Annotated in this window: 29 protein-coding genes and 1 tRNA gene; 8 read left to right on the plus strand and 22 right to left on the minus strand. The window is 65.2% G+C overall.

What is annotated here, in order from left to right:
• The first annotated feature begins 148 nt into the window (after positions 1 to 148).
• From orn to BCL67_RS08675, 7 genes are all read left to right on the plus strand, one after another.
• Positions 149 to 682, plus strand: coding sequence for an oligoribonuclease (orn, locus tag BCL67_RS08645; protein ID WP_106123186.1), 534 nt, complete (start codon positions 149 to 151; stop codon positions 680 to 682).
• Positions 683 to 788: 106 nt separating this feature from the next.
• Positions 789 to 864, plus strand: a tRNA-His gene (locus tag BCL67_RS08650).
• A gap of 95 nt (positions 865 to 959) precedes the next feature.
• Positions 960 to 2,132, plus strand: a complete 1,173-nt coding sequence (locus BCL67_RS08655; protein ID WP_106123047.1) for a tyrosine-type recombinase/integrase — start codon at positions 960 to 962, stop codon at positions 2,130 to 2,132.
• 20 nt (positions 2,133 to 2,152) lie between these two features.
• Positions 2,153 to 2,440 (plus strand): hypothetical protein, encoded by a 288-nt coding sequence (locus BCL67_RS08660; RefSeq protein ID WP_106123048.1) that lies wholly within the window; start codon positions 2,153 to 2,155, stop codon positions 2,438 to 2,440.
• Between the two features lie 145 nt (positions 2,441 to 2,585).
• Positions 2,586 to 2,807 carry a helix-turn-helix transcriptional regulator gene (locus tag BCL67_RS15975; RefSeq protein WP_374955639.1) on the plus strand — a complete coding sequence of 74 codons (222 nt, stop codon included), beginning with the start codon at positions 2,586 to 2,588 and terminating at the stop codon, positions 2,805 to 2,807.
• Positions 2,807 to 3,397 (plus strand): hypothetical protein, encoded by a 591-nt coding sequence (locus BCL67_RS08670; RefSeq protein ID WP_106123050.1) that lies wholly within the window; start codon positions 2,807 to 2,809, stop codon positions 3,395 to 3,397. The genes BCL67_RS15975 and BCL67_RS08670 overlap by 1 nt, the downstream gene beginning before the upstream one ends.
• A 93-nt stretch (positions 3,398 to 3,490) precedes the next feature.
• Positions 3,491 to 3,784 (plus strand): hypothetical protein, encoded by a 294-nt coding sequence (locus tag BCL67_RS08675; protein WP_106123051.1) that lies wholly within the window; start codon positions 3,491 to 3,493, stop codon positions 3,782 to 3,784.
• A gap of 1,971 nt (positions 3,785 to 5,755) precedes the next feature.
• Here the strand turns inward: BCL67_RS08675 and BCL67_RS08690 are convergent.
• From BCL67_RS08690 to BCL67_RS08740, 11 genes are all read right to left on the minus strand, one after another.
• Positions 5,756 to 6,022 (minus strand): hypothetical protein, encoded by a 267-nt coding sequence (locus tag BCL67_RS08690; protein ID WP_106123054.1) that lies wholly within the window; start codon positions 6,020 to 6,022, stop codon positions 5,756 to 5,758.
• The gene (locus BCL67_RS08695; RefSeq protein WP_106123055.1) at positions 6,022 to 6,915 is read right to left on the minus strand and encodes a hypothetical protein; all 894 of its coding nucleotides are present in this window, start codon (positions 6,913 to 6,915) and stop codon (positions 6,022 to 6,024) included. Before BCL67_RS08695 ends, BCL67_RS08690 begins: the two co-directional genes overlap by 1 nt.
• 13 nt (positions 6,916 to 6,928) lie before the next feature.
• A complete protein-coding gene (locus tag BCL67_RS08700) occupies positions 6,929 to 7,165 on the minus strand; it encodes a phage holin (RefSeq protein ID WP_106123056.1) in 237 nt (78 codons plus the stop codon).
• A gap of 3 nt (positions 7,166 to 7,168) precedes the next feature.
• Positions 7,169 to 7,981: an N-acetylmuramoyl-L-alanine amidase gene (locus BCL67_RS08705; protein WP_181255949.1), complete on the minus strand. Its 813-nt coding sequence runs from the start codon at positions 7,979 to 7,981 to the stop codon at positions 7,169 to 7,171.
• Positions 7,982 to 8,064: 83 nt separating this feature from the next.
• Positions 8,065 to 8,364, minus strand: a complete 300-nt coding sequence (locus BCL67_RS08710; RefSeq protein WP_106123058.1) for a hypothetical protein — start codon at positions 8,362 to 8,364, stop codon at positions 8,065 to 8,067.
• 11 nt (positions 8,365 to 8,375) lie between these two features.
• Complete coding sequence (locus BCL67_RS08715; protein ID WP_106123059.1) at positions 8,376 to 8,840, minus strand: hypothetical protein; 465 nt, start codon at positions 8,838 to 8,840, stop codon at positions 8,376 to 8,378.
• Positions 8,837 to 9,577: a hypothetical protein gene (locus BCL67_RS08720; RefSeq protein ID WP_106123060.1), complete on the minus strand. Its 741-nt coding sequence runs from the start codon at positions 9,575 to 9,577 to the stop codon at positions 8,837 to 8,839. The genes BCL67_RS08715 and BCL67_RS08720 overlap by 4 nt, the downstream gene beginning before the upstream one ends.
• A gap of 2 nt (positions 9,578 to 9,579) precedes the next feature.
• Positions 9,580 to 11,952, minus strand: coding sequence for a hypothetical protein (locus BCL67_RS08725; RefSeq protein WP_106123061.1), 2,373 nt, complete (start codon positions 11,950 to 11,952; stop codon positions 9,580 to 9,582).
• A 14-nt stretch (positions 11,953 to 11,966) separates the two neighbouring features.
• The gene (locus tag BCL67_RS08730) at positions 11,967 to 13,832 is read right to left on the minus strand and encodes a hypothetical protein (protein WP_106123062.1); all 1,866 of its coding nucleotides are present in this window, start codon (positions 13,830 to 13,832) and stop codon (positions 11,967 to 11,969) included.
• Positions 13,833 to 13,848: 16 nt separating this feature from the next.
• Positions 13,849 to 14,739, minus strand: a complete 891-nt coding sequence (locus tag BCL67_RS08735) for a hypothetical protein (RefSeq protein ID WP_146131118.1) — start codon at positions 14,737 to 14,739, stop codon at positions 13,849 to 13,851.
• 137 nt (positions 14,740 to 14,876) lie between these two features.
• Entirely contained in the window at positions 14,877 to 18,602 is a 3,726-nt protein-coding gene (locus BCL67_RS08740; protein ID WP_146131119.1) for a tape measure protein, read from the minus strand.
• Positions 18,603 to 18,631: 29 nt separating this feature from the next.
• Between BCL67_RS08740 and BCL67_RS08745 the strand changes: the two genes are divergently transcribed.
• Complete coding sequence (locus BCL67_RS08745) at positions 18,632 to 19,285, plus strand: hypothetical protein (RefSeq protein WP_106123065.1); 654 nt, start codon at positions 18,632 to 18,634, stop codon at positions 19,283 to 19,285.
• Here the strand turns inward: BCL67_RS08745 and BCL67_RS08750 are convergent.
• The 11 genes from BCL67_RS08750 to BCL67_RS08800 form a co-directional block, all read right to left on the minus strand.
• Positions 19,282 to 19,569, minus strand: a complete 288-nt coding sequence (locus tag BCL67_RS08750; protein ID WP_106123066.1) for a hypothetical protein — start codon at positions 19,567 to 19,569, stop codon at positions 19,282 to 19,284. The genes BCL67_RS08745 and BCL67_RS08750 overlap by 4 nt on opposite strands.
• Positions 19,570 to 19,670: 101 nt before the next feature.
• Positions 19,671 to 20,276, minus strand: coding sequence for a hypothetical protein (locus tag BCL67_RS08755; protein WP_106123067.1), 606 nt, complete (start codon positions 20,274 to 20,276; stop codon positions 19,671 to 19,673).
• Between the two features lie 120 nt (positions 20,277 to 20,396).
• Positions 20,397 to 20,945 carry a phage tail tube protein gene (locus BCL67_RS08760; protein WP_106123068.1) on the minus strand — a complete coding sequence of 183 codons (549 nt, stop codon included), beginning with the start codon at positions 20,943 to 20,945 and terminating at the stop codon, positions 20,397 to 20,399.
• A 2-nt stretch (positions 20,946 to 20,947) separates the two neighbouring features.
• Positions 20,948 to 21,142, minus strand: a complete 195-nt coding sequence (locus tag BCL67_RS08765) for a hypothetical protein (protein WP_106123069.1) — start codon at positions 21,140 to 21,142, stop codon at positions 20,948 to 20,950.
• Between the two features lie 98 nt (positions 21,143 to 21,240).
• Positions 21,241 to 21,684: a hypothetical protein gene (locus tag BCL67_RS08770; RefSeq protein ID WP_106123070.1), complete on the minus strand. Its 444-nt coding sequence runs from the start codon at positions 21,682 to 21,684 to the stop codon at positions 21,241 to 21,243.
• Positions 21,681 to 22,025 carry an HK97-gp10 family putative phage morphogenesis protein gene (locus BCL67_RS08775; RefSeq protein ID WP_106123071.1) on the minus strand — a complete coding sequence of 115 codons (345 nt, stop codon included), beginning with the start codon at positions 22,023 to 22,025 and terminating at the stop codon, positions 21,681 to 21,683. The genes BCL67_RS08770 and BCL67_RS08775 overlap by 4 nt, the downstream gene beginning before the upstream one ends.
• Entirely contained in the window at positions 22,025 to 22,477 is a 453-nt protein-coding gene (locus BCL67_RS08780; protein WP_106123072.1) for a DUF6093 family protein, read from the minus strand. The genes BCL67_RS08775 and BCL67_RS08780 overlap by 1 nt, the downstream gene beginning before the upstream one ends.
• Positions 22,477 to 22,779 carry a hypothetical protein gene (locus tag BCL67_RS08785; RefSeq protein ID WP_106123073.1) on the minus strand — a complete coding sequence of 101 codons (303 nt, stop codon included), beginning with the start codon at positions 22,777 to 22,779 and terminating at the stop codon, positions 22,477 to 22,479. The genes BCL67_RS08780 and BCL67_RS08785 overlap by 1 nt, the downstream gene beginning before the upstream one ends.
• Before the next feature lie 125 nt (positions 22,780 to 22,904).
• Positions 22,905 to 23,999, minus strand: coding sequence for a phage major capsid protein (locus BCL67_RS08790; RefSeq protein WP_106123074.1), 1,095 nt, complete (start codon positions 23,997 to 23,999; stop codon positions 22,905 to 22,907).
• A 32-nt stretch (positions 24,000 to 24,031) separates the two neighbouring features.
• The gene (locus BCL67_RS08795) at positions 24,032 to 24,376 is read right to left on the minus strand and encodes a DUF2190 family protein (protein ID WP_106123075.1); all 345 of its coding nucleotides are present in this window, start codon (positions 24,374 to 24,376) and stop codon (positions 24,032 to 24,034) included.
• A gap of 1 nt (position 24,377) precedes the next feature.
• Positions 24,378 to 25,718, minus strand: a complete 1,341-nt coding sequence (locus BCL67_RS08800; RefSeq protein WP_106123076.1) for a hypothetical protein — start codon at positions 25,716 to 25,718, stop codon at positions 24,378 to 24,380.
• Between the last annotated feature and the right edge of the window lie 47 nt (positions 25,719 to 25,765).

Consider the following 25,765-nt stretch of genomic DNA (forward strand, 5'->3'; position numbering starts at 1 on the left):
CCTTGAATTTATCACCACTGGTCGGTCTCACCCCGGCGGCTGGCGGGCTGTCGGTAGAGTGAGAGCCGTGACTTCCCAAGAGACTGAGACCAACGCCTCATCCACCGCCCCAGCCCAGGTGAGCCCCGGCGGCTCCTGGGCAGGCCGGATGGTCTGGATCGACTGCGAGATGACCGGCCTGAACCCTGATCACGACGTGCTGGTGGAGATCGCCGCGCTGGTCACCGACGCTGAGCTGAACATCCTCGGTGACGGGGTCCAGGTGGTCATCACTCCCGACCCCGCCGAGCGGCTGGAGACCATGGCACCGATAGTGCAGAAGATGCATACCGCCTCGGGGCTGCTCGCGGACCTCAAGAACGGGGTCTCCGTGGAGGTCGCCGAGCAGCGGGTCCTGGACTACGTCAAGGCCTGGATCCCGGAGGCTGGCGTCGCGCCGCTGGCCGGAAACTCGATCCACGCGGACAAGGCGTTCCTCCGGGTGGCCATGCCGGATCTGATGAAGCACCTGCACTATCGGCTCATCGATGTCTCCACCATCAAGGAGCTCTCCTCCCGCTGGTATCCGGAGGCGAAGAAGTCCGCGCCGGCCAAGACCGGCAACCACCGCGCTCTCGGGGACATCCAGGACTCCATCGAGGAGCTGCGGCACTACCGCAGGACCGTCTTCAAGCAGAGCTGAGCCGATTTCCACATCCGGCCAGAACCTGTGTAGACTGATCTGCGTTGCTTTCAGCCGTTTATGACGGTTCCGCAACAGGTACGGGAGTCGGTTTCGGCTCCGCATGGTGGGCGTAGCTCAGCTGGTAGAGCATCGCGTTGTGGTCGCGAGGGTCGCGGGTTCAAGCCCCGTCGCTCACCCCATGAGATCCCCGGAATACCGGGCCAGTACGGACGATGTTCCGGGGATCGCACCACAAGCAAAGAAAATCGCACCTGGTGACAGATAGAATGCCCTCATGGCAGTCATCCAGGAGCGCAAGAACAAAACGGGATCATCCTTCAAGGTCACCTGGTATCAGCAGGGCGTCCGCCAGAAGCCCGTCACCGTCCCCACTCGCGCCGAGGCCGAGCAGTGGAAGCGCCTCATCGAGCTGCACAAGGGTGACCAAAACGCCGCCGGCCGTGACCTGGCAAAGGTCAAGCGCACCGGACCCACCGTCGCCGACGTCTACGAGCACTGGCTTGAACGCCACCGCGGCACGCCCTACACCAAGCAGAGCTACCAGTCCTATTGGGAGAACCACCTCTCCCCCGCGCTGGGCACGCTCCCTGTCTCGATGGTCACCGCCGACGACATCCGCTCCATCGTCCGGACCATGGAAGAGAAGAAGCGGGCACCCAAGACAATACGGAACGTGGTCGGCTCACTCTCCCCGATCCTCTCCCACGCTGTGACCTACAACTGGATCACCGCCAGCCCCTGGGACGACCGGCTACTCCCCCGCGCTCGAACCTTGAAGGTAGAGCGCGACCAATTCCTCTCGCTGGCCGAGGTTGATCTGATCATCTCCGGGCTAACCGCCCCGGATCCGTACAAGATCATGCTGGCAACCGGGCTGCGCCCCTCCGAGCTCTGCGCTCTCGACGTGTCGGACGCCTACCTCGACGCCCGGCAGCCATCCATCCGTGTCACCAAGGCGATCAAGCAGGACCTCGTGAATGGCGACTACATCGGCGAGCCGAAGTCTCCCCGCTCGATCCGCACGGTGGGTCTCCCACCGTCCGCCGCCGAGGTCCTGCGGGCTCATGTCGTGGGCCGCAGGCCTGCCGAGCCACTTTTCACCCAGGCATCCGGCCCAGGTAAGAGCGCCGAACGGGTCAGGCTCCGGCGGAAACGGCTCTACCAGAGCTGGCAACGCCAAGTGAACAAGCTCCGCGAGCCCGTCGCCGGCAAGGCCCCCGCGCTGAACAAGAAGCCGGACCTGTATTCGCTTCGGCACACTCACGCCTCACTGATGCTGGACGCCGGTATGGAGATCTGGCAGCTCTCCCGGCACCTCGGCCACTCGTCCGTCACGGTGACCGAGAAGCACTACGCGCACCTCAAGCCGGACGCCCACTACGCTGCAGCCCAGTTCGCGGAGATGGCGTTCAATCCCACCACCGTGATGCCGGCCGTCGAGTCATAGCCCCATGGCATCCTGGTGCCGTGAATGAACCCCGACCAAGACCGGACCTGCTGATCTACGGCGAGCACCACATCACGCCTGACGAGGTTCAGTCGGCCCCGTACCGGCGCGAGCCCTACGTGCGAGTGGAGCTCCCCGACCTTGGCACCGTGGACGCGAAGGTCCGCCGCTGGACTCCGACCCGGGTGATGATCGTGTGGGATGACGCCGCGCACGACAGACGCAGCGCGTGGGTGCCCGCAGAATGGGTAAACAGGATCAGCCGGGCAGAGTCCTCATGGCAGGATCCATACGACCTCAGGGATTAGTGTCTCAAAAGGCTATGTCCGAATCCCGGCGCATCGGTAGAGTGGAGGCATGAAGCGGTCAAAGAAATACTTGAGAGTGGCCGTGGAGCTCATCACGTCTCAGGAAAAGGAGCACTGGGTAGCCGATCTGCGCTCGGAACTGCGCATGCGCTCCGGAGCCCTTTATCCCATTCTGTGGGACATGCTCAATGCCGGTTATCTCGAAGATGGCTGGGTCGAGACGCCCCCTAGGGCGCCGAAGGGGCGATTTCGTCGGTACTACGTATTGACGGATCAAGGGAAATCTGAGCTGGGTGCCGCCGTTAGGGCACACCGGACGCAGGCCCGCCTGGCCCCGTCTCCTAGGTTCCGCCCCGCTACTGCCTGATGGAACTCCTCGACCTTCTTGCCACACCATGGCCACTCCTGGTCCTAGCGCTCTTGGTTTTCGGCTTTGCTCCTCGCCTGATTCTGCGCCTCCTGGTACTCGCCTTCCCGCGTGGCGACCCTCGTCGCGACGAGGTGCTGGGCGAACTGGACGCGGTCCCGTACAAAGACCGCCCCCTGTTTGTGGCCGAGCAGTTCGAGGTGGCCCTTATCGAAGGCTTTGGCGGACGCATTCGATGGCTGTGGACCCGCAAAGTAACTGAGGGTTGGTCCCTCACCGACGGGGTCAAGATGAATCGAAGGAACCCCGGTAAGTTCTACGTCCCCACGGATGACGAGAAGAACGATGTTGAGCCCGGGGACATAGTGAAGCTGGGCTTCAAAACTCGATCCGGCTGGGGGGAGAGAATGTGGGTCCGAGTCACCAAACGAACACGACGGGGCTATGTAGGACTTCTCCACAATTCGCCAGTCGCGATCCCTGACTTATGGCACGAGAAGCCGATCCGCTTTAAACGCGAACACATTATCGACATCGACATTCCTGCCGAAGTAGACGACGATCCTACGCATGGCTCGCGTGCAGAATGAACAGACTCCGAAGTTGTGAAAACCGCCCCACCCTCGACTGAGGATGGGGCGGTTCTGTGTGGTGCCGTGGGTATTAGTGCTTAGGATAGCCGTATGGATACCAGCGATGTCAGCGCACTGATAGCGAGCCAACTGAGTGCGAACGACCAGCGTCGTATGCAGGAGGAACTTGGCCAGATCCAGTCCGAAGTGCGCACACTCCTCGATGATCTCGGTGTCGTGGAGTCGACGGAAGAGTCACTTCCTGACGACGCGCCGGTCGCGGACATTGTGACCCTCGCCGGACGCCGAGAGGCCATCGTCCTCGCGATGGAGCAGCTGACGCGACGAACGGAAACGCTCGAGGAGCGGATCACAGAAGTAGAACGCCAGATGAGCGAGCTTTAACGTGCCATGGTCTGTGTTGACCTTCCGGCACACGGTTCGCCCCCGGGAGACCATAGGACGATGAGTCCTAGAGCCGGGGGAAAGCAGCCTGCTAGGTTCGGGAGATGATCAAGCGCCGGCAGAAAGTCACCGTCGACAACGACGTCTCTTACTTCTGCGCTGGCACCACTGACCCCCAAACGATGTCAGATGCGGGTGAGACCTCACGGATCCTCGAAGGAGTGGTGTGGACTTCCGAACTAGGGCATATCGAGGAGACTCTCGTCGCCCTTGCCCCGAACTCGCAGCTCACCTGGGACACCCAAGCGGAGCTGCCTCCTAGGCCGGTCGCCTAGATCAACGCACTAGAGCCGCCCACCCTGCCCGATAGGCAAGGTGGGCGGCTTTTGTGTGCGGGCTCAGCCCGCTGGTCGGACGATCTCGATGAGCGGCGCGGTCGACTCAATCCAGAACCCCGGCTCACCGACACCACTCGTGCGGACCCTGTGAGCGCCAGCTACGTCATGAGCAAGAACCACTCCAGGGAGTGTGAAGGTCTGCCATTCGGTGGTGACCACGGGGTTACCCAAGGTGGTCCCGTTGACGCCGGGCCCGGTAATGAGCTGCAGTTGCCTGACTACATCCCTGCTGGCCCTTAGCGACCAGGTGATATTGACGACTGTGCCCGCAGCCATAGTTGGCGGGGTGTTCCACTGCATGAAGTATCCCCACGACCAGCTTTCAGGCGTCGGGTATGCCGACTGGATGCGGTACACCCGTTGACCATCAGGACCACGCTCGCCAGTAAGGCCTCCCGACCCGACTGGTACGCCGTTCACGGATGCCGCATTCAGTGCCGGGTTGCTGACTCGGTGGAACACCCTGTGATCCGTCGCCGCCGCCCTCATGAGGAGGCCCCAGCTAGATCGGCGTGAAGGTCAACCCTGCCAGGTAGCCCGGCACCTGCGCCGCTGTTGAACGTTGCCCGCGGAGCATGAACAGATGAGCTCCACCCGGAGGGTAGGTCACCCGGAAGGGCACTTGAAAGTGGACCCAGTCGCCTCTCATGCGATCCGGGTGGACCCATATCAACCGATGACCGTTCAGCGCGTCGTTGGCGTATCTGTCTCCGTGCCACCCTGCTACGCCCAGCCGCACTGGGTCGCCTTCCGCTCGGAAGCTCCAACCCTTCAGCTGCCACCACGACCCCTCTGGGGCGGGGAACATGGAGGCACCCCAGTGCGGGTCGAATGTCCGACTGGCTTCCCAGACATTCGAGGCGGGCGCCCCTGGTAGAGAGGTCCAGCTTCCTCCGCCTGTGGGATTTCCGGGGTGAAAGCCTGCGATGTCTCGACGTTCCACCACTGCGGCCCTCATGCCGCCAACTCCCACGCAGAACAGCAAAAGCGAGGCCTAAGAGAGAGAGAGAGAGAGAGAGAGAATCGGCGGGCGAGCCAGTGCATCACTGAGAGACGCGTGTTCTCGTCGTGAAGTCCGGAGTACGCTACAGCCGAATGCGTGTTACCGCCGAAGTGCCCGTCTGGTGCTGTTCGGAGGCCCCAGTTCACGAGGCCTGTTCCCGTTGTGGCGCGGACAGAAGTGATGCCCCCGAGAACATGGGTGTAGAAGTTGTCGCCGTCGTAGGCGAAGCACGCCGCCCACGTCTGACCAAGAGGTACGGCGACTCCTCCATCCATGAATGCAATTGCCCCACCCTGTTCCTGGTGTCGCCCTTCAATCACGTTCTGCGCACCTGAGGTACCCGAAGTCCGCAGGACCAATCCTTGTCCGGAGGAGTTTGCGGTGCTTCCGGCAGCGCCCCAACTGGCAATCTGTCGCGTAGGGAAGAGACTGAGGTCAGCGGTAGGGAAGAACGTAAAAGCGGCGTAGCAAGTCACCGGGAAGTCTCCCCCCGGCCCCAGGACACCGGTCATCTGATTGCCCCCATAGAGAATCCCAAGAGGGGTCCCTGCCACCGCCTCCAGCCTGCCGTCAAGCGTTGCTGACCTCATCTTCCTCCACCTCCTCCACATACTCAGGTGCCCACGGGACCAGCCCGGTCAGGTTCGTCTCCGTCTCGGCCCGCACGGCTTCCACCGCGTCACGGACCCGGTTCGACGGCGACCCCGCCAGCACCCGGTAGGCGACCACCGTGTGCGGGTCATCGGGGTGCGCCATCGGCTGGGAGCCTCGCACCACACCACCGGCGGCGATCACCGCCGCGACTGCTTCATCACGTCTCTCTTCAGGTGTCTGCATCACACGCTCCATTCCGTGGGAGTCATGTCGTCAGTGCCTGAGACGCGGACCTTCCAGTCCACCCCGTCAAAGACCAGGTGCCACTCACTGACCGCGTTCGCCCCCTGCGCCGGGACCGGCAACACCCCATAGGCGGACAGGGCGTCAGGGATCGTGAGCGAGCGCCCACCAGTGGCGTCCTGGGCCATGACCAGGGTGATGATCCTGCCCGGGATCGGAGACTCAGGCAGGGCCACTGTCACATCCCCGGTCAGTGTGAGATGGACGTAGTGGTTCCGCGCCACCTCAGACAGATCGAGCGTGCCTGAGACGTTGCCGCGCTGATCAAGCAGGAACCCTCCCGCTTCGACTCCCCCTGCGATCTCATCGACCATGGCCGCCGCCTGGGACGCCGCCTCAGCGTGGCTCTGCGCTTCCCCAGCCGCTTCCTGGGCGAGCTGCCGGTCGATCACCCGAGTCACCTCGGTAGTTCGAGGCGGCAGGATGATCGGCGCAGCCAACGTCAGGTTCAGCGGCGATTCCTTGGTGTGCTCAGAGGTCACCTCAATGCTGAACTGCGGCACCGGGGTCGCAGACGGGAAGATCGTCTGCACCGTATATCGGCCCACCGCCAGCCACACGCCAGGGGTCCGCGCCGGGTCGTCCTCACTGTGGGCGTCGACCAGCCAGCCGTCCGCGTTGAGTGGCAGAACCACCGGCTGCTGCACCACCGTCGCCGGAGTGCCAGCAGACACAAGGTTCACCGGCTGGGTTGCCGTGAACCTCACATTCCCAGAGATGCCGCGCAGATCCGGGTAGCGGTCCTCATCATCCAGAGTGTCCGCCACCGCGGTCACGAACCGGCCCTGCACGAACCCATGCTCCAGAACCGGTGGATCTGTCAGTTCAACCATGATGAGCCGCCTCTCAAGACTGTCGTTCGGAGGTGCCCGAGGCCGGGACTTCCTTGGGGGTGTTCGGTGCGGCCAGCGCAGAGGAGCCGAAGCCCAGCACAGCGGCGGCGACGGTGAGCCAGAGCTGCACCTGGTCCTCAGCGATCACACCGAAGATCACCAGCAGCGGGATCGCGGCCGCGACCACACCGTAAATGTACTTGCGGGTCTGGGGTGAATGGATGCCCTTGTTCGGGACTTTCTGCGCCATCGCTCAGGCCTCCTCGACCACGTCGGTGATCTCCGCGACGGCCCGGTCGATCTCATCCGAGACGTGCGCCTTCAGACCCACGTGGTCCTTCTCGAGCACATCCACCAGGCCAGTGAGTGCCCCACGGAGCCCGGCGACTTCAGCGCGCAGGAAGTTGACCTGGTTGTTGGTGTTCGCGATCTTGAACGACTGGGTGTTCGCGTTGCCGTTGAGGTCGTGACGCCGATCGTTGAGGACGGCATCAGCGATCTGCTGAACGTTCTGGGTGGTGAGTGACATGGGCTTCTCCTTCTCGGGGATGATCACTGCCGGCGGCAGCACGGGGGGTGGGGGGATAACAGGTGTGGTGACGACGGGAGTCCGGTAGATCGCCAGCGCCATCCGGTGCAGACGGCCGAGATCCCAGTCACCGGGGCAGGCGGTCGCCATGTGCGCCCGGTGGGGTTCGAGGGTGATGATCCGGCCGGCACGCTTCCAGATGTCCGCGATCAGCTCCGCAGCCGTCTGGTAATCGCCCGCGGTGCAGTAGGGGCTGAGCTCCAGTCCGATGCTGTCTCGGTTGGCGGGGCCGGCGTGCCAGGCGATGTCCTTCTCACGGACCTGCTGGGTGACCAGGTTCGCCGAGCACACGTAGTGGGCGCTGACCTTCGAGTCCTTGTTCATGAACCAGGAGACGACACCGCCGTGGGTGGCGCCCGCGCTGGGGACGTTCCACCAGTGGATGAGGATCGCCCGGATGCTGGCGAGAGAACGATTCGCGGTGGTGTAGTTCGGGGAGAGCTGGACTCTGCGAGTCACAGCCTTGGATAGAGCCATAGCTGCCTCCTGGCATAGAAAAGAGCCCCGACTGGTGTCAGAGGCTCCGAGTGGGTATTCGGTGTTCAGAGGCTCCGTGCTGGTTACCCCGGCCAGGGCGGGAACTGATCCGAGGTGGTGCGATGCTCGCGCATGCAGAACTGCTCCACGTCGTGGGCGTAAGCCGCGAACTGCCGGGCCTTGTTCCATTCCCGGTTCGCTCGCTCGTCAGCGTCGTGAGCTTCTTGCTTGTAGCGGGTGATCGAGTCCCGGCGGTGATTGGCCTGTTCCAGGTCCCTCTTGTGTTTGCCCATGATGAAGTCCCACAGGCCTTTGAGGAAGATCCCCAGCAGGGTGGCGATCGCACCTGACATCGTGATCAGGACTCCTACGTTCTCCTCCACGGGAGTCCTCCTTATCCCCCGTAGATACCGGGTCCGTATTTGTCGAGCCGGATCCGGATGAACCGGGTGAGCATTCCCGAAAGCGAGATGCTCAGGAACCCGATCTGCAGCCACCTGCTCCCTTCTCCGAACCATTGGGCTTCACCGACGGAGTAGGCGTAGCCCAGCCAGGCGGTGATCAGGAACCCGATGCCTAGGAGTCGCTCCACCCACCACCAGCCGAACGCTGCTGTCAGTGTGCCCACCACTCCGGCGGTGATCATCAGCCAGGCGATTGCGACGACCAGCCCGTCGCCGAGGATCACGCTGGTGGTCCGTGGTGGCTGCTCAAGGGTGAGGATTCCGAAGATGATCGCCGCCCAATAGGTGAACACGATCTGGACTCCCGTGACGGAGCGTGGCTCTTCGAGGAAGTCCCAGAACCGTTTCCTGCGGGTCACTGGCATCGGGCCGGGGTCGGGGATCTCGGTGTTCATGAGACCACCTCGTTCCTGTAGCGACCGACGAGTTCCTCGGCAGTCGGTTCGGGGGCCGCCTCGTCGGGCCCCACCACGTCACCCAGCGGGTTCTCGGTGTTGCCGGTGAGGCGGTGGAGGAAATCTCGACGGTTCTGGTCGACCAACCAGGTGACCTGGCCGAGGAGTTCGGAGAGCTTGGCGCGCCGTTCCTGCCGGTACTGGGTGTAGGTCTCTGGCCCGATCTCCACGACGAGGGGGTGTTCCTGCGCCCGCACCGTGGTGGCCTTGATCCTGCTGACCGCGCCGGGCTTGGTGGTAGGTTCGAAACTCAACCCCAGTCGTTCGCGGACTCTGCGTCGGCACCTGTCCATCGCGCACTCTTCACCCTCGGTGATGGGCACGTGGACCGCCCGGTACGCGGCCAGCGCGGACGCGAGCACGACACTGCGAGGATCAGCAGGGGCCAGCTTGTCCTGTTGCTTGGCCCGCACCCTGGCAGCCTCCTCCTCCCGGACCTTCTCCCGGTGAGTCAGCAGCAGGTAGGCGTCTGCGAACGGATTCACATACCCTTCCGCCTTGTCCTGGTCCTGTTCCTCCACCAGAGCTTCCGCCACCTCGGCGGGGTCCTCGATCCCCAGCAGCTCCGAGTAGGTGGCGAGGGCCTGCATGGGGATCACCCGGCAGTGGTCGGGGGCCTCCCAGATCTCCAGGATGGGCACCCCGTGAGGGTCGTCTTTGACTACAGCTCCGAGCATGGCTACCTCCAAAGGGCGTCGTAGACGATGTTGTAACTCACAGGCGACCCGCCACCGACCGGGCGGGCAGCACACTGGAAACCGGAGGCTGAGATGTTCCCGACGGTCAGTGCCGCGATCCGCCCAGACGTGTTGTCGGCGAGCCCGCACGTGGATGTCACCTGCGGCACCCGGTCCCCCGTGGGGGTCGGCTCGCCGTAGGTGAAGTTCATCCGCATGATCGAGTCCGAACCAGTCAGAGTGAACCCGGAGGAGACGCCGCGGACGTACATGTCTCTGGCGTTGTGACTATCTGCGGTGCGGCCCTGGAGCCGGGTGCGGACACCGGAGGAGACGAGTCCTCCGAGCTGCTGGTTGTTGGTGCCGATCCCGGTGATGCCGACCGACGCATAGACCGAAGTCGTGTTCGTGTGAGACGTGAAGTCCGCACCCAGGGCGTTGACGTGGCCGTCAATCTCGATGACGGACCGACCGAACTCTGGTGAGTTGCGCCCCGAGCCGATCACCAAACCCCCGGTCGGCTTGGCCGCGATGAGCGGTGCCGTGGTGCCTCCCGCACCGTCTGGCGTGGAGAAGCGCAGATAGGGGATGCCGGTCAGCGTCCGGTTGGCGTTATCAATCGGAGAGAAATAGGTGACGTCACCTTGGTCGACCTCCACCAGGTTGCTTCCTGTGCCCGCCTGGAAGCGGCCCCGAACGTCGGCTTCCCGCATCATGGCGGTGCCATCTGGGCGAAGCTTCCACCCTATGTCCGGGTCCGTGTGGGACTGGATCAGGGGGGCGTTGATCTCCTTGAACCTGGCGGTGTTGCCGAGCAGGGTATCGATCTGAGCTTCTGCGATCATCGCCAGCCCGGTCCACAGCTGGTTCATGCGGGCAGTGTCTGTCGCCAGGTCAAGGGTGTTGACCTCACGCGCACCCACCGAGTCGGCGAGCAGTCGATCTCCGGAGAGCTCACCGAACGTGCCAGCCCCGATATCCAGCAACGGGATCAGGGTGCGCGACAGTGTGCCCATGCTCCGCCACGTGCCGGACTCCATCACCCAGATCCCCCGGAGGTCCCGGTCCGGGTCTTCGGAGCTCCACCGATACCAGGTGTCCCCATCCTCTGCGGTCCCGCTAGGCGGCTGGGTGGACGAGTAGATCCGAGACTTCGCGTTCGCGGAACTCATCGCCTGGTCTGCGGTGCTCTGCGCGTCCCCCGCGGCGGACTGTGCTGCGGCCGCTGCTGTTTGTGCTGCGTCAGCCGCGGCCTGGGCGGCTTGGGCTTCACTGCGGGCCGCCTGCGCCTCTGCCGCTGTGGCACCCAGGTCGGTCTCCACAGCGTCGGCCTTGGCCTGAGCGTCGGCAGCCAGTCCCTGAAGCCGGTCGTATTCCAGCTGCGCGGCTTCGGCAGAGTCTACGGCGGCCTGCTGGATCTCGGAGATGACCTGGTCCCGGGCGGTGAACCCATCAGAGAGGGACTGCTCGAGTGCAGGCAGGCGTCCGTCTGGCCCGTTGATGGCCTCCAGTTCCTGCCGGATGCGCGCACCGTCCACTGGCTCAGAGGGTGTGGCGGTGACGATCTGGGACCACTGCGAACCGTTGCCGGTGGTGTCCACGGCGACCAGCCAGAACTCGTGCGGCACCTCGCTCACGAGCGATCCGGTGGACTGGTAGCCCTCACCCGTGAAGCGCCCGAGCAGGCGCGGATCACCTTGATCGCCGTCTGGCTGTCCTGCTGGGTGCATCTGTCGGACGTACGCCAAGATGTGAGACATGTCCGCCGGGGTCGGTCCCGTCAGGGTGCCGTCGGTCCCGTAGGTGATGAAGCCGCTGTTCTCGTCCACGATGGGGGCGGTGGGCGCCGGGGGTGGTGTCTCGTCCACTGGGAGCTGATCCAGGGTGGTCTCGGACCAGGCCGAGGCGATCCCGTCGTGGTCGACCAGGCGGACACGGAACTCCCACCGCTCCCCCGCCGGTAACCCGTCGATCCGGGCATCCAGGGATCCGGTGAACTCTTCCCGGGCGAGCTGTTGCCATGCGCCGTCACGGTCGAAGGAGCGGCCCTCGATCTCGTAGAACGCCCAGGCCACACCCTCGAACGGTGTCTCGTCGTCACCGGAGGTGTCTGGGTCCCCGGCGGGGATGTCCTCATCCGGAACATCCTCCATCTCGGCGTCCTCGTCGAGGAGCTCCTCGTAGTCGGGGTCGACCTCGGCCCAGGAGTCCACCGGGGTGATCGGCTCCACCGTGGGTGGCTCCGGGTTGGTCTCGTCGATCGGTCCGTCCTCGTCGCCGGTGGTGACGACACCCTCAAGCACCACATCCGCATGCTCTGGCTGGTCGATCAGGCCGTAGTTGTCATCGACTGGGAACTCTTCTTCATCGGCCACAGGGGGCCTCCTTCCTAGTCGATGCCGTCCGGGTCATCCGGGGTCTCATCCAGCAGCTCGTCCTCATCGACCGTGGGGTCGGTGGGCTCTGGGATCCCGACGTCTTCCCAGAGGGCGGAGAGGGCGATCCACGGGCGGCCCTCCAGGGGGTCGAACTGGACTGTGGATTGGATCTCCACGATGGGCGGGGCGAAGCCGGGCACGTCGAACCGCACTGGCGGCTCCAGTGCGGGGTTCAGCGGGATGTGTCCCTGCATGTGATCGACCCCGCCGAGTGTCTTGGACATGGTCTTGGCGAAGCTGATCTCGCGCCGGCGGAACCGGGTGTCCAGGGTGACCACTGCGGTCATTGGAGCGTCCGGGGCCCAGGAGAGCACGATGGAATCCACCTGGCGGCGGGTCCGCTCCCCCTCGTGGTCCCAGACTCCGATCCAGTGGCCGGGCTGGAAGTCGATCATGGGGATCGGGTCCGCCTGGCCGATGGTCAGCGACAGGGTGGATTCGCGGCGGAACCGGGCGGAGCCTGCCCTGCGCGCCGCGTAGGTCAGGTCACGGGCCGATGCCACGTCCACCGATTCGGGTTCCCGGATGGTGCCCACGAACCTGCCCCAGGCGGTCTCTACCGGCACGTTGTAGGGGATCATGCGGGAGTAGCCGTCCCCGCCGACCACGCAGGCGACCGAGAAGTGCTCCATCCGGGACCCCCGGTCAGGTGCCTCGGTGATGGGTCGCCCTAACAGCAGGTTCACCCGGGTGGACTGATCCACCTCGAGCTTCCTAGGCCGGGTCAGGTCCAGGGTGCGGCCGCGCATCTGCCAATCCAGCTTGCCGCGCTCTTCCAGATCCAGGATGGCGTCGAGCAGACCACCACCCAGGGGAACCTCGAAGTCGGAGCGGGTCGAGAGCGGCCACCACTGGCCGTTGGAGTCGTGCGTGTTGGTCCAGGACCGGCGCACACCGAGCAGGTTCATCGCGTCGTGGTGCATGGTGACCTGGTACTCGTCGCGCTGCCGACGGACCTCCTCGATCCAGAGCTCGGAGAGTGCCCGGCCGGGGGTGGCGTTGTAGAACCGGCGGACCCCGTCCCGAGAGGTCTCCCGCTGGGCCCGCTCGGCCCGTTGGTAGCGCCTCCGGGCTGCGTCCATCCGCCGACGATTCCGGGCGACCTCGACCCCCAGCTCACGGAGTTCGGACTTCATTACCGGCCACCGAGCATCGGACAGTGCCCGCCACTTGCCGCCGTTCCACCAGTAGAGCTTGCCGTTGCGGGCGGCGTTGGAGGCCAGCGCGCCGCGGCGGATCTCGCGGGAGCGATTCAGCCACGCCACGCCAAAGTAGGCATAGGTGCCCACCCGGGGGAAGCGGTGCAATCGCTGGAGAGCCCGGGCCTGCTCACCGAAGGCCTTCAACGGGCGCTCATACTCCCGCTGCGCTTCCTGGTAGTCAGACTTCGCCCGGTCATAATCGTTATTCAGCCGGGCGGCACCGGTGGAGCGGTGGATCTTGGTCTTGTTCAGCAGGGTCGCCGAGTTGGGGCAGGTGAACGTGATCGTGTTCGCCTCATCGGCCCGATCCTCCGAATCCAGGTCCACCACGAAACGGGCGTTGACAACCTGCCGCCACTGGTGATCGATCTCCCGGCGCGGGTCCCGGAGCATCACCTGCAGCTCCACGTCACCGTTGAGCTTCGCCACCGAGGGCGAATCCTTGTAGGTGGTGATCGTCAGGGTGCCAGGATCGCCGCGCCAGGTGAAAGACACCTGGGCGCTGACCAGATCAGTGATCTCCCCCAGATGTGCATCGGTAAGCCGATTCACACCGGGCTGCAGCACCAGGATCTGGATCGCCTGGTCGTCGTTGCCGGAGAGCGTCTCAGTCATGGCCGCCTCCTTCCCTCTAGAACCATTTGGAGCGCACCGCGAAGTGCACATAGGCGGGCTTGCCCACCCGGACGTTGATCCGACCCACCTGGGAACCGACCCCGGCGATGCCCGGGGTGATCAGCAGCGAGGTGCCGAGCCTGCGCCCCACGCTGACCATCTTGGAATCGTCTGAGAAGTCGACATCCCACCGGCGCTGAACACTGCCGGTGGACCCGGCCCGGGCTTGGAGGCTGTGGAAGATCCACCACCTGTTGTCGGGGATGTTGATCGCCCGGAACCCTGCACCCATGTCGTTGGTGAACCGTGCCCACCGGTCGGACATGGGGCCGGCGTCACCGATGATCCGCAACCCTATGAGGGCGTCCTCGACGGGTGCGTCGCCCATAGGGATGTCGAACCCGTAGGTACGTCCCGGCTCCAGTGCGGTGACGTTGCCCGATCCGGCGTACTGGATCCGGGAGTACCAGGTGCCGGTCGGGTTCCGGAACAGCGCGGTCACGGTGGCGAACTTCGCCGCGTCGGCGACTTCCACGTCCCAGTCAGACTCGAAGTAGCCCACACAGGACTCCATGCCATTGGACCCCAGCGCGAGCCGGCGGTCACGGAAGTGCTCCCCAGCGGTCAGGGTGCGGGTCATACGCAGGTTCCCGCCGGACATGTGGGTCCCGACCCGGGTGCGCCACATGAACTCGCGCATGTTCTGCGCCAAGAACCCGTACCGTTCTTCGGCGTCCCGGCCTTCCCGCTGGTACATGGGGTGAGCCGGGTCGGTGCAGATGGGTTCGAACCGGATCCTGATCGGGATGACGCGGGCGTTGACCGGCATGTGCTGGGCCCGCCGCTCACCCTGCCCGCCGGGAACCTCCCACCGGGTCACCCGGGCCCCCGGGTAACGAGGAAGCACCTCAGTCCCGGTGAGGAGCTCCCACACCCCAGGCCTGTGAGTGTGAAACCGAGACCCCGGCTCCGCCCACCGGTCATCATCCAGAGGAGTGTCCTGCAGGCTGACCCGCACGTGTTCACCGGAGCGTGCGCCTGTGCTCATTCGAAGACCCCCGCTCCCATGTACTCAGACCCACGCTTGATACTCATCGACGTGGGCTCGGCCTGCGGATTGTGGTTCGTGATGTTGAACTGCACCGTCCGGCCACCACCCCCGCCGAGAGCGCGGGCGATGTCGTTGGCCGTGATCCGTGGCGCGGCCCCGCCGCTGCCGGCGAACTCTCGCACCTGCCCCTGGTAACCGGGGCGGCCACCGTTGGTGAACCCGGCGAGGTGTTGGATTCTGGGGTCGTCGCGGTTGATCGCCCCGAGCAGGCGGTTGTACTTGTCGCTCGACCGCCGATTGACGATCCACTCCAGGTCGTCCACCCGGGCGACCGGCATCCCTGCGCCGTTGACCCCGAGAATCTGGTCGGTGCCAAGGCCGGTGGACGGGAGACGATAGCCACTGTTGGGGCGACCACCTGAGGTGTAGCCCTGCAGACCGGAACCAGTGTTGGGAATCCTCCCAACACGGCCACCTGTGTAGCCGCCCCCCAGGGTAGGACCGCCGGAGCTGGTGTTCCCTAGCAGGTTGGAGCCTGAGATCGCCGTCCGGATCGTCACCGTGCGGGTGCGGGTCAGCCCGTTGGGGCCTAGAGCGTACTCCGCCGCGGCGGTGTCAGCCTGCGCGGTGGCGGTGGTCCGCCAATCTGTCCCGGTGAAGTTGTTCATGGTGCCTCGGGCCGGGCCGTCGTCGCCGTTGATAGACGCCGTGGTGGAGTAGCTGCCATTAAGGAAGGCCGCCATTTCGGCGGCCGCCGGGGCGTTGTTGCCCAGGATCTCGGCCACGGTCGAGTAGTCACCAGCCTCGAACGCCCGGACGGCGAGGAAGGCCTCGGTGGTGTCTCCGAGGATGTCTGCCACCGCGGTGTAATCGCCGTTCATCAGTGCGGCCAGCGCCTCATTCGCGGGCACCGCGTTGCCCTGGATATCGACCTGGGCCTGGTACTCGCCGGAGATGAAGTCGTAGACCACCATCTGGGCGGACTCGGCCTGAGCCATGAGATCGACGATGGCCTGGTAGTCCCCCGCTTCGAAGGCCGTGATGACCTCTTCGGCCAGCGCAGGGTCAGCCAGGATGCCCATGACAGTTTCGAGGTCCTGATCCAGCAGGCCAGCGATGACGGCCTGCGCCTCCTCGGACTGGGCGCTGATCCAGATCTCAAAGTCATCCGGCAGGGCGCCCAGCTGCAGCTCAACCTCGTCGAAGATCGCCGCCGCCCGGTTCTCCGCCTGAATCTCGATGGGTTCGACGTCGTTGAAACCGAGATAACGGCGGATCATGTCGTCGATATCGCCGGCGGACATGTTGGCTGCTTCGCCAGCCTCACGGATGATGCTGATGCTGTCGTTGATGACGTCTAGGGCGGCTTGCTGGTTGCCCTCCAGGTCGGCCTGCGCGGCGGCGGCCTCCCAGGTGTCCTCAGCGAGACCCCTGAGCATCTCTCGATTCTCCAGTCCCTTCTCCGAGTAGCGATTCATGGAGAACTCTCCGTCTGAGAGCTCACCGCGCAGCTCCTGCAGAGACTCGATCCAGGCGTCGGATGTGGCCTCCGCGCTAAGCGCGATGCCGGCGTACTCGTTCATGTTGCCGACCAGGTCAGAGATGCCCGACGCGGCCATCTCTGCACCCTCGGCCAGAGTGGTGAACAGCTCGGAAGAGTTTCGCGTGGTCGCCGCTGCACCTTGGGTGGCGGATTCTACTTCTTCCCATGCGGCACCAGCCGCCAATGCAGCCAGCGCTGTAGCGTCAGTCGCTACGGCCAGGATCTCCTGGTTGGTAGCGGCGTACCCGGCTTCGTTGGCCGCCTGACGGATAGCCTCGGAAACCTCGGGGAAGAGCTCCGTGAGCTGATCCGCTTCCATCCCCACGTCCACCATCTGCTGTAGCCCGGCAGCGACTTCGTCAAAGCGCCCGGCCTGGAAGGCCTCTGCCATGGCCTGATCCATGCTTTCCCACTGTGCCTGCAGGTCCGACGCTTCGCCTGAGATACCGAAGAGGTCATAGAGCAGCAGGTTAACGCTGTCATTGACTCGGTCAATCAGGCCGTCGGAGGTGATCCGCTCGAAGGCTCCGGCCAGATCAGTGGGCCCGTTGGAAGCCATGGTCCAGTCGATCGAGGCGAAGGCCTCCCCGCCCTGCGCTGCGGTACGCAGCTCGCGTCCCATGTCGCCGACCGAGGCGGCAAACTCTTCGGAGTCTCGTGTCAGCTTGCCGATGATCGCTAGTCCAGCGATAGCGGCGACGGCGACGCCTGCCGCGATTCCGGCGTTGCGCAGTCCTGTGCTCATCCCGGGCAGGTTGCTCGCGAAGTCACGTATCAGGCCGGAGGTTTCCTTGATGGAGTCCCAGAAGCTGAGAAGTCGAGGCGCGACCATGAAGAAGCCTGCGGCGAGGGTAATGAGTCCACCTGCGGCCAGGGTGCCGAGTCCAGCGAACTGGATCAGGGCGGGGTTCAGCTCGAGCAACGAGGACCCGAAGTCCGCGGCCTGGTTGATGGCCTCGACCAGGAAGCCTCCACCTGTGGGATCCACAAGGGGCGCTGCGATAATGGAGCCCAGGTCGCGGACTCGTGCACGGATCCGGTCTAGCGCACCGGTCATGGTGTCACGCAGCCCCTCAGCGGCCCCTTCGAACCGGACGTTCATTCCGTCGGTCAGGGCAGTGATGGCGGTCGACGCGTCGAGAGTGCCGGCGGTGATCTGTTCCCGGATCTCGTTGCCGGAGACACCCATGGACGACCCGATGAGCTCGGCGGCGTTGATGCCCATCTGGCCGAGCCGCTGCAGTTCACGTCCGGTGATGCGGCCCTGGCCCTCGACGGTGCCGAGGATGTCGACCAGCTGCATGATCTCCTGGTCACCGCCACCGATGGCGGCCACCGCGTTCTGCACCCCTTCAAGGGTGGGGACCACGCGTTCGGCTTCCATACCGAACGCCATGAGCTGCTGCTGTGCAGAGATCCAGGTGTCGCGTGCGAAGGGCGACTCGTCGGCGAAGGAGTGCAACCGCTCCATCTGGACGGCTGCCGCCTCAGTAGAACCGGTCATGGTCTCCATGGCGCGGCCTGCGACCTGCTGCAGGGTGTTGTAGGCGATGCCGGTCTGGATGACGGACGCGCTGAGGGCGATGAGGCCGCCGCCGACGACGCCGAGCACAGCGCCCACCTGGGTAAATTCTGAGCTGAGGCCCTGCGCGGTGGTGAGGAAGTCACGGGTGGCGTCTCCGGCCTGGCGGAAACCTCCGGCGACGGTTCCGACCAGGGTGGAGCCGACGGCGCCCAGGGTGTCCCGGAAGCCTCCCCCGAAGGTGAGGCCTTCTTGGAAGCTGCCCACGAGGCCGTCCATACCACCCGCGGTGGCCAGGATGGAGCGGTGTGCGGCGTCCCCGCTGGACTCCACGCCGGAGAGGCCTTCCGTCATGCGGAAGAGTGCGCCGCTGGACTCGGAGCCAGCTGTGCCGATGTGCTCTACGCTCGTGGCTGTGGCCTCTGCCGCGGGTGCTGCGGACTCAAGTCCACCGGACATGCGGGCGAGTGCTTCGGAGGAGGCGCTGACACCGGTGGCAGCCGACTGGTTGGCCTGACCCAGGCGCTCGGCAGACTGTCCCGCCTTGTCCGCAGAATCGGCCACACGATCGGTGGCCTGCGCGGCCTGGTCCATGTCGTTGGAGTAACCAGCAACCTCGGCTGAGAGCCTGACGGTAACGCTTCTACCGGCCATGTCCGACCTCCTAGGTATGCTGTTGAGTTATGACTCACACGCGAATCGGTATCTCCATGGGCGCGCTGATCTGCGCGGGAGCGCTTGTGGCGGGTTGCGCCGGCGAAGGGGAACCTGAGCCGACTGCGACCGTCACAGCGACGGAAACGGTGACCGCGACTCCTGAGCCGGAGCCGACCGAGGAAGCCGATGTTGAAGAGTCCGCATCGGGTGACCTCGGCCTGAACGAGCGAGGGAACCTGCCGATGCCTCAGAACAGCCCTCAGGAGTTCATTGATTCGGCAAGCGGAGAGCGCCTGTTGGAGCTGGCGGCTTCAGAGGTCCACCAAGACTTCACCTGCAACCGCGCCTCTACGATTGACCCGGACGGGACGTTCTTCGCCATCGACTTCTCCGTAGAGATGACTGACTCTGCGGTCCAGCACATGGAGAACGGGTTTCTGCTCAACCCTCCGCATTTCGAACTCATCGATGCGGACGGACAAGTAATTGGCCAGGAGCCGACCACGCACGCGGCAAACAACTGTCTTCGGGACGAGGATCGCTACCCGCGGTCAACGGTCCGAGCAGGCTCGTCGGCCTCAGGTCCCATGATCTTTGAGACGCCGGTGGAGGCGGGCATTTTGGTCTACCGAGACATGTACACAGGCAACTACTACGAGTGGGAGTTCGACCTCAACTAGCCGAACATGCCTGGCGGCGGCTTCACTGGGGACTCCTCCCCCTTGCCGGCACCGGCGTACGCGGGCAGATAGATGACCCCATAATCCGGGGCGTCGTTCTTCTGCGCCTCAGCCCGTTGGGCCTCGACGACTGCTGAGGCGTGGCACACCTCGCGTTGCGCTTCGAATCGTTCCTCAGACCTGCACACCGCTTTCGGGTAGCCACACTGCGGGCACAGGGACCGCTGGTGCATGGTGTGCGCCATCATCAGGTCCAGGTTCCGGCTCCGCAGGTCCCCGGTCACCGCCTGTTGATGGACGATGAAGTCCGACGGTGACCGGGACCAGTCCTGCGCGGCCTGCAGCGCGAGCAGCGCCCACCCTCCCTGGTCTGAGCTGAGGAACTCTAGGAGAAAGGGGCGTCGACCCTGGGGGTCTTGTGCTGGGCGGCCAGCCAGGCCTGTTTGATCTTGGCCCACTGCCCGCCAGCGAGGGGGCCTTCGGAGAGCTTCTGCCACTGGTCTGCGGTGAGCCGCTGCCCGTTGACGGTGGCGGCCTGGGCGAGCACCATACAGGTGCCCTTGACGGTCTCGTTCCAGTTGCGCTTCTCGCTGACGTAGCGCTTCTTGAAGCTGGCGGCGATCTCTTCAACCTCACCGTCGGAGAGCGCGGTGATCACCACGTCAGCCTTCGCGGCGCGGATCCGGACGTTGAGGTCGGCCTGCCGGCGTTCCAGCTCAGAGGCCGTGTCCTCGTCACCGAACGTGGCGTCCGGGTCGGGCTCCCCCGTGTTGGCGGCGTTGTGCTTGGCGACGTCGGCGCGGAGCTGCTTCACCTCAGCCTCGAGAGACGGGTCACGGTAGATGGTGACGGTCTCGGAGGAGCGTCCGGTCTCACCGGTGGCGAGCCACTGGGCCAGGTCGAAGGTATCCACATCGGGGGTGGGGGCCGCCGGGACCTCGGTGTCCTCGGTGGTCTCGTCGGCGTCGGTGGGGGTGTTCTGCTCGGTCATGTCAGGCTCCTAAGTGTGTGTCGTCAGGCTCAGCGTCAGGCTCGAATGGTGAAGGGGTGACCGGTGGCGGGGGTGAGCCTGACAAACCCTCCCCGCCACCGGCGATCAATGGGGCGGGGGTCAGCCGCCGGCGGCCGCAGCAGCGACCACGCCGTTCAGCTCGGCAGACTGCACCGGCGTCGGGATGGTCCGCTTGATGTACCCGGTCATGTTCTGCTGGCGCTGCCAGTTATCCGTGTCCACACGGAACGCCGAGTACTCGTCGCCGGACTCCCAGTCCAGGTCGTAACGCTTCCCGGTCTCCCGGATCACGATCACCACGGTGGTGCCCTTGACCTTCAGGGCCTGGAAGATCTCGTCGGCCTCCTCGTCGTGGGCGCCAGGGTTCTCCGAGTTGAAGTACCGGAACACCTCGAGGCGGCCCTCGTAGTTGGAGTTGCCCAGGGTCTCCGGGGCGCCCTCGTCGCACAGGGCGGCGTCGCCGGTCTCGGTGGCCGAATCGGTGGCCGAGTAGCGGGTGCCTTCCTTGGTGACACGGCAGGACCCGTCGATGCCCTCGTTGAGGATTTCGGCGGCGATGGCGTCCAGGTTGCCGGTGTAGCCCAGCAGGATCGTGAACTTGGTGTGAGCGTCCGCGTAGGTGCGGGGCACAGTGGGGATGATCGGCATGATCACTTCTCCTGGTTCTTGGCGGCGCCAGTGGAGGGACGTTCAGGTTCAGTGACCTGCTTGGTGGTCTTGGACTTCGTGGAGGGGGCGAGTTCGAGGTGCTTCGCCATCTTCACGATGTGCGGGTGCTCCCGGTACTTCTTCCCGGTGCGCTTATCGACCGCGAGGACGCGGCCATCGTCGGCATGTTCAGCCATGATTGGTTCTCCTGATCAGGTGGAGGTGGATACGAGCAGAACCCCCACCGGTACCGGGAGGGGGTCGTGTCAGGCTCAGGTGTGGAAAGGGGTGGGGGTTACTGGGTTTCGAGGTACCAGCGCAGGGGGACGAAGTAGCGGTCCGGCAGGTCAGGGTCTTGGAGGTATTCGCCGCCACCGAGCCCGCCGGTGACGTTCTCCGAGTCGTGGTAGACGTTCCCCGCCCCGATCTGCAGGCCGGTCAGGGCGGCAGCCACGGCGTCAGTCATGGGCATCAGCTGGTTGAGCAGGTCGGTGGCGACACAGGTGGTCTGGAATGGGAACGCGAGCCCGTCGCGCAGCTGCACCCCGGAGAGCGCCATGTCATCAGTGGGGACCGGCACCCTGGGCCAGATGACCACGTAGGGCATGACCTGCCCGTTCGAGTAGGTCGGCAGCGCGTCGGGGACGTTGCCGTGGTGGACCTGGGCGGCGGACAGCTCGGGGATGCCGACGACCGCGTCCTCTATGGTCTGGTAGACCTGCCGCATGGTGATGGTCATCGGAAGATCTCACCGCCTATCGCTTCTATGGCACTGATGAAGCTGGGTTCGACCGCGTCGAGGGCGGGGCCCATGAACGGTTGGGGTGCCATCTTGCTCGTGCCGTACTCGACGAACACGCTGTACATGGCGGTGGGGCTGATGATCGCTGCCAGGCCTCCGGAGTCGAAGGCGGTGTCGATGCTGGATTGCATGAACCCGGTGTCTACGGCGGCGTTGGCTCGTGCGTGGTTGGCGACCGCGATCGCTGACCGGCGGACCACTAGGGAGGCTTTGGGGATCACCTGGGCGCCGGCGGCTTTGAGGTCTGCGGAGAGTGCCCGGAGTTCGTCGCCGGACATCAGGTGCCCTGCGTCTGGGTGACGTGCTCGCGGCAGATGAGGTCCCTGGCGAAAGCTTCCGTGGAGTGTTGGATGCCCATGATGGTGAACAGGCGGCCCTCAAGGGCGGGCGACCCGGGGTTGATGGTGACACGGAGTCGGTGGCCGTTCTCCCCCACAAGCAGGCTCGGAAGCGCGTTCGCGGGCGTCTGAATTAGGTAGTCGGCGGTGTCGTTCGACTGGCCCGACGGGGCCAGCGTGTTGCCAGTGGACAGGGACCGGATGCGGGCGTGCACCCCGCCGGCGGCCACCGCGTCACCCACCGGGTCCCCAGGGTCCTCACCCCACCCTGGGGACGGCACCTGATCCAACGGGACCAGGATGTCGACCCTCGAGCGCATGGCGGACTCGGCAACCGGCTGGTGCGCCTGCGACCAGGCATCCGGGATCACGGACGTGTTGGTAAGCGGCATCAGTAGACCCTCCGCTCCTCAGCCTCCAGGCGACCACCAGCACCACCGAACGGGACCAGGTGGAAGGACCCCTCGGCGGCGAGCTCGGCCGCGTCGGCCTTTTCGTCGTAGTCATCGGCCAGGGCGCGCAGCGCGTTAGCCACCGCCGGCCCGTCGGTGCTGAGGTCTTGGGTGCGGATCTTCTTCGAGACCAGGACCTCGGAGGCGGCGATCGTTCGCAGGGCGTCCGCTGAGGCGCGGTAGATGTTCATGTCGTGCTCGGCCAGGAGCAGCTCGAGCTGGGCGTCGCTTAGCAATCGCATTGGTCGGTGGTCGTGAACGTCGGAGATGCGGAGCCTGACGAGGGCCACAGCTTTCTCGGATTCGGTAGGCACTATGCACCACGCTTTCCGGGCCGCAGCCCTCGTCAGACGATATTCAGTTGGAGTCAGGCTGCGCCGGTGGAGGCGTAGGTGCCCTGGCCGAATGCTGCAGCGGTGCCCAGCACGGAGCGGCCGCGGTACCAGATGGTGTCGTTGTCGAACGACCCCTCCTCGTAGCCGATGGACCCGCCGCCGACCCGGTCGCCCTGGTCACGCTTGGTGCGGATATCCACATCAGGGTGACCAGCCAGCGACGCAAGGATGAGCGCCGGGTTCTCGGTGGCGGCGCCGGGGACGAGGGCCCAGGCGCTGTTGCGGATGCCGGTGGCGAGCTGCCGGTTGAACTCTCGGGACACCTGGACGGTGATCCCGGCCAGCGTGTTGGAGCGTTCGATCTGGCGGGTGACGTCGCCCTCGACGGTGGTCTCCCGGACGGTACGCACCTGGGTGATCGCAGTCGCGGTGTCCTCCAGGGCGGGCGGGACGACCAGCACCAGAGTGGAGGTGTCGACCGATCCGTCGCCGCGGTAGTTGTCGGCCTCGATGGCTGCCTGCTTGGCGGCCTTGAGGGACTCGAACCCGAGGCCGGCGGTGCCGGTCTCGGCGAAGAAGTCACCGTTCAGGGTGCCGTTCTCGCCGATGAAGTGGCGGTACACCTCGCGGTTGCGGGTGTTCGCACCACCCCGTCCGAGGATGCCGGGGAAGTCGGCCAGGGCGGAGAAGTCTCCGTTGAGCCAGCGCTCCCAGGTGAGCCCGTAGTTGCGACCGAACTTCTCGGCGCGGAACTCGATCTCCGTGTCCTTGAACGGGTTGTCGGACTTGTACTCCTCGCCCTCGTTGACCCGCTCGAAGTAGGTCTCCCCGAAGAGCTCCATGAGCTTCTTGGGCCGGAAGTCGACCACAGTCTCGCGGCGTGCGATGGCTGCGGTCTCGTCGGTGACCTCCCGGTAGGCCGCACGGGCTTCCCGTTCGAACGCCTCGCCCAGCAGGGACGGGAAGTCCGAGGTGGTGAAGGCTTCCTTCAGGAGGGCGGTGGCGGTGTGGGAGCGGCCGGAGAACCCGTCAGCGAACAGCTTGGCTGCTTCGAGGACCTTCCGGTCGTAGGTGTTGCCGATGCGGAAGCCTGCGGACTCCAGCACGTTGCTCAGGACCTTAGTCATGATGGTCTGTTTCCTTTCTCAGCGTGTGCTGGTCAGCCCGCTGCCGGGGCGGCAGGGGTCACGTATCCGAACGGGGCGACCTCGAGGTCACCAGAGCCGGAGCCCTTAGCGCCCAGGGCCACACCGAACGGGGTGGAGTTGGCGGTCATGGTCAGCCCGGAGCCGCCCAGGTAGACGACGTCCCCCTCGGATGCGGCGCCGGTGACGGTGAAGTCGTAGGATCCGACCAGCCAGATGGTGACCTTCTCCCCCTCGGTGGCGTCGATCTTCGCGACACCGGCCACAGCGCCGATGACCACGGGGTCACCGGAGGCGTAGGCCTGGTCGGCGGTGAGGGCGATGTACTCGCCCCGTGCGTAGCGCTGGTTGGTTGCCATCTCAGCGGTCTCCCTTCAGAGCAGTGACGATGTCTTCGTCGGAGACCTTGTCGGACTCCTGGATGGTGTCGGGGGCGGCGGTGTCGCCGAACCCGGTGATGCGGGGTCCGCCCTTGGCTTCGGCGATCTCCTCGGCGAGGCCTTCGGCTTCTGCCTTGAACGCGTCGGCTTCGAAGGCTTCGGCGCGGACGGCAGACTCGACGAGGCGGGCCTGGGTCTTGGGGGCGTCGATCCCCTTGAACGCCTCAGCAACGATGGCCTGGGCCTCGGTACGGGTCGCGGCTTCGGCCAGGCTGGCCTCTGCCTTGTCGGCGCGCTGCACGGCGGTGTCGCGCTCGGTTTCGAGGGCCTGAACCCGCTCCGCAGCTTTGCTGAGGCGCTGGTATTCGGCTTCCTTGATCTCCATGCTTCCTCCAGTGGTAGCTCTAGGAGCGGACTCCACGGCGGTTGCCGTGGAGGTGTCAGGCTCAGGATTGGTGGGGGTGAATGTGGTCTCTGGCTTGACCTCTTCGGGCTCGCCGGAGAGGGTCACGTTGACGCCGTCGCGGGTGTAGGTCTGCCGGAACTCAGCCGTCATGCGCCGGTCATCGGTGTACCGGGAGAGCCGGAAGTACACGTAGGTGTCGTCGAAATCTTCGAGGTAGGCGTACTGGCCGTCCTGGTCGTAGGCGTCGACCGCCATGGAGAGGTACCGGCGCACGTCGTTGTCGGTGGCCTCAGTGAGTTCACGTAGGTACTGGGCTTCGCGAAGATCCTGGGAAGCGGTGATCGGCTGGCCGTCCCAATGTGTCCCGGTCTGCTTGTCCACATGCCGGGGCTCGTAGTTCAGCCCGTTGCGTTCGGCGATCTCCCGCCGGGCGGACTCGATGACGTCCAGGATCCGGCCGCCCCGGCCGGCCTTGGTGACCAGGTCGACCGACTGGGCCTCCACGATCCGGGCGATGGTCCCGTCGTCCTCGACCTCGGCGGAGGCACGGATGGAAAGCCCGATCAGGTCGGCGCGCTCCTTGATGGCGTCGTAGGTGGACGGCAGCGGCTTGAAGTCTGCCTCCAGGGCACGGGTGTCGGGGTTCCACGTGGCGTCTGACTCGAGTGCGCCGGCGATGGTCATGACGGACCGTTCGGGGCGCTCTGAGGTCTCGGAGACGGTGGGGTGGTCGAAGTGCAGGTGCAGGCCCTTGTGGAACACTCGGTCGGTCGCTGCGGACTCGAGAGTCGCGGCGGGGTATGTGCCGGAGGAGCCTGTTCCTTCATCGATGATGCGGACCCTCATCACGCCAGACTTCCCGGTCTGGGTGAGGGTGCCGGTGGCCTCAGAGACGGCAGTCAGCTGAGCGGTCATGGTCGCCTCCTATAGGCTGTGCGGATGGTAGACAGGCACTTCTCGCA

The organism is Nesterenkonia sandarakina (genome assembly GCF_003003175.1).
Taxonomy (GTDB): domain Bacteria; phylum Actinomycetota; class Actinomycetes; order Actinomycetales; family Micrococcaceae; genus Nesterenkonia; species Nesterenkonia sandarakina_A.

Bases quoted from the DNA above. Each gene is read 5' to 3' on its own strand.
- BCL67_RS08785 (WP_106123073.1), bottom strand. From the start codon at position 22,779: ATGCGATTGCTAAGCGACGCCCAGCTCGAGCTGCTCCTGGCCGAGCAC.
- orn (WP_106123186.1), top strand. From the start codon at position 149: ATGGTCTGGATCGACTGCGAGATGACCGGCCTGAACCCTGATCACGAC.
- BCL67_RS08790 (WP_106123074.1), bottom strand. From the start codon at position 23,999: ATGACTAAGGTCCTGAGCAACGTGCTGGAGTCCGCAGGCTTCCGCATC.
- BCL67_RS08745 (WP_106123065.1), top strand. From the start codon at position 18,632: ATGACTCACACGCGAATCGGTATCTCCATGGGCGCGCTGATCTGCGCG.
- BCL67_RS08670 (WP_106123050.1), top strand. From the start codon at position 2,807: ATGGAACTCCTCGACCTTCTTGCCACACCATGGCCACTCCTGGTCCTA.
- BCL67_RS08760 (WP_106123068.1), bottom strand. From the start codon at position 20,945: ATGCCGATCATCCCCACTGTGCCCCGCACCTACGCGGACGCTCACACC.
- BCL67_RS08720 (WP_106123060.1), bottom strand. From the start codon at position 9,577: ATGCTCGGAGCTGTAGTCAAAGACGACCCTCACGGGGTGCCCATCCTG.
- BCL67_RS08795 (WP_106123075.1), bottom strand. From the start codon at position 24,376: ATGGCAACCAACCAGCGCTACGCACGGGGCGAGTACATCGCCCTCACC.
- BCL67_RS08740 (WP_146131119.1), bottom strand. From the start codon at position 18,602: ATGGCCGGTAGAAGCGTTACCGTCAGGCTCTCAGCCGAGGTTGCTGGT.
- BCL67_RS08780 (WP_106123072.1), bottom strand. From the start codon at position 22,477: ATGCCGCTTACCAACACGTCCGTGATCCCGGATGCCTGGTCGCAGGCG.
- BCL67_RS08655 (WP_106123047.1), top strand. From the start codon at position 960: ATGGCAGTCATCCAGGAGCGCAAGAACAAAACGGGATCATCCTTCAAG.
- BCL67_RS08675 (WP_106123051.1), top strand. From the start codon at position 3,491: ATGGATACCAGCGATGTCAGCGCACTGATAGCGAGCCAACTGAGTGCG.
- BCL67_RS15975 (WP_374955639.1), top strand. From the start codon at position 2,586: ATGCGCTCCGGAGCCCTTTATCCCATTCTGTGGGACATGCTCAATGCC.
- BCL67_RS08705 (WP_181255949.1), bottom strand. From the start codon at position 7,981: ATGGCTCTATCCAAGGCTGTGACTCGCAGAGTCCAGCTCTCCCCGAAC.
- BCL67_RS08715 (WP_106123059.1), bottom strand. From the start codon at position 8,840: ATGAACACCGAGATCCCCGACCCCGGCCCGATGCCAGTGACCCGCAGG.
- BCL67_RS08695 (WP_106123055.1), bottom strand. From the start codon at position 6,915: ATGGTTGAACTGACAGATCCACCGGTTCTGGAGCATGGGTTCGTGCAG.
- BCL67_RS08770 (WP_106123070.1), bottom strand. From the start codon at position 21,684: ATGACCATCACCATGCGGCAGGTCTACCAGACCATAGAGGACGCGGTC.
- BCL67_RS08800 (WP_106123076.1), bottom strand. From the start codon at position 25,718: ATGACCGCTCAGCTGACTGCCGTCTCTGAGGCCACCGGCACCCTCACC.
- BCL67_RS08775 (WP_106123071.1), bottom strand. From the start codon at position 22,025: ATGTCCGGCGACGAACTCCGGGCACTCTCCGCAGACCTCAAAGCCGCC.
- BCL67_RS08765 (WP_106123069.1), bottom strand. From the start codon at position 21,142: ATGGCTGAACATGCCGACGATGGCCGCGTCCTCGCGGTCGATAAGCGC.
- BCL67_RS08730 (WP_106123062.1), bottom strand. From the start codon at position 13,832: ATGACTGAGACGCTCTCCGGCAACGACGACCAGGCGATCCAGATCCTG.
- BCL67_RS08755 (WP_106123067.1), bottom strand. From the start codon at position 20,276: ATGACCGAGCAGAACACCCCCACCGACGCCGACGAGACCACCGAGGAC.
- BCL67_RS08700 (WP_106123056.1), bottom strand. From the start codon at position 7,165: ATGGCGCAGAAAGTCCCGAACAAGGGCATCCATTCACCCCAGACCCGC.
- BCL67_RS08690 (WP_106123054.1), bottom strand. From the start codon at position 6,022: ATGCAGACACCTGAAGAGAGACGTGATGAAGCAGTCGCGGCGGTGATC.